This is a genomic window from Enterobacter sp. GER_MD16_1505_Eko_090 (assembly GCF_003331015.1).
Lineage (GTDB): Bacteria > Pseudomonadota > Gammaproteobacteria > Enterobacterales > Enterobacteriaceae > Enterobacter > Enterobacter roggenkampii.
This window is the reverse complement of the sequence record NZ_PUQF01000059.1, coordinates 1-1,629: the sequence shown is the minus strand read 5'-3', so window position 1 is coordinate 1,629 and position 1,629 is coordinate 1. Positions and strand designations below refer to the sequence as shown.

Annotated in this window: 2 protein-coding genes; both read right to left on the bottom strand. The window is 48.3% G+C overall.

The genetic code is table 11. The features are described from left to right. Positions 1-286 precede the first annotated feature (286 nt). Positions 287-568: a helix-turn-helix domain-containing protein gene (locus C6A40_RS24735; protein ID WP_000780222.1), complete on the bottom strand. Its 282-nt coding sequence runs from the start codon at positions 566-568 to the stop codon at positions 287-289. Continuing rightward, positions 549-878, bottom strand: a complete 330-nt coding sequence (locus C6A40_RS24730) for a type II toxin-antitoxin system RelE/ParE family toxin (protein ID WP_000493286.1) — start codon at positions 876-878, stop codon at positions 549-551. The genes C6A40_RS24735 and C6A40_RS24730 overlap by 20 nt, the downstream gene beginning before the upstream one ends. Between the last annotated feature and the right edge of the window lie 751 nt (positions 879-1,629).

Below are 1,629 nucleotides of genomic sequence, written 5' to 3'. Positions count from 1 at the left end.
ATGGCTCATGATGTCCCTCTGGGATGCGCTCCGGATGAATATGATGATCTCATATCAGGAACTTGTTCGCACCTTCCCTAAGTCACCGGCGGCTTGCCTGCCACACATTGAACATTACAGACCAATTAGCACTTTGTCACCGGGGAAAGATGTAAAGATTATGTATAAATAGATTGGCTTAGAAGTGACATTTCAACTTTGGAGAAACAGGTGACATTTTAAACTTGCTTTAACAAAATTTTGGGACTGACCGAAACAAAAAGGCCAGCCCCGGAGGGCTGGCTATTCAGTACAGGGCAATGACAGGTTTCTTGATGCCGCAGGCGTGAGCGTAGCGGGTCAGTGTGTCGATGCTGGCTTTGGTGATGTTGTTTTCCAGGCGAGAAATAACCGGAGGTGTAACCCCCATGCGTTCAGCAACCTGCGCTTTTGTCAGGTTGTCATGCTTGCGCCATTCAGCAAGCAGCTCCCTGAGCTTTTCCTTACGTTCTTCTTCCTGCCATGCAGCGCGATATTCATCGTCCTGCATCCACTCGTTATGCAGTTCTTTATGGCTTACCAGTTTCATTAAGTACCTCCGCTAACCGCTTTTTGGCGAGATCGATTTCTTTCGCTGGCGTTTTCTGTGACTTCTTGATGAAAACACGGAGCATGATGATGGTATTGCCTTTGTGGTATACCCAGATTCCCCTGGCTATGTCCGTCCCCATCGTGCGGATCTCAAAAAGTCCATCGCCCAGGGGCTTCGTGTCCGGCTCCCGCAGTAATCGGGCGTCATACTCCAGTTTGCCGATGAGACGGTCAAACTTCACCCTGATTTTTACGGGTAATGCTGTGGCTTCTTCCCTGGCTTCCGGGTGATAAACAACGCTAAACATGTGACCTCCCATTTCTATTAATATTAACCTATAGGCTAATTTCAGACAAGGTAGAATTAACCTATAAGCTAATTTTGTTGGCAGTTATCGTGGCTACCCGGTCACTACCCTGTTAGCGTGAGTTTTCGTTCCACTGAGGAACGGGGATTTATGCGCGTTAGCGCATGTAAGGCGGCAGGATGAAATGACAGGTAGCACCGAGGGTTAGCCGCCGATACCAGTGAGGGATCGAAAGGGATCGCCTATCCATCCCTTCACCCTGCAAAGCCATATTCCGCTAAAAGCGGCTCAGAGGCTTTTGTGCGCGGTCGGAGTGGTCACAACAAGGCGAAGCCGCAGTTGGGGCGTATCTCCGCGTTAGCGGGTCGTAAGAGCCGCTTACGAGCGTGTAGGGGTCAGTTTGGATATAGAGAATTATTGTACGGTAAGCCTGTTTTTTGAACAGACTTACCTATAGCAATAGGGTGTACTCCCGCGCTATACGGCATTTTCAGAGGTTTGACCTTAATCGGATAACCTAAATGCGATACTGCAAGAGCGACAACTTAAAAGCGATAGCCACTGACGCAAAATCAACCACTTACGAACCAAGATTGGTTAAATAATGCGCTTAACGTACAAAAATTGGCACTGTTGCAAATAGTCGGTGGTGATAAACTTATCATCCCCTTTTACTGATGGAGCTGCACATGAACCCATTCAAAGGCCGGCATTTTCAGCGTGACATCATTCTGTGGGCCGTACGCTGGTA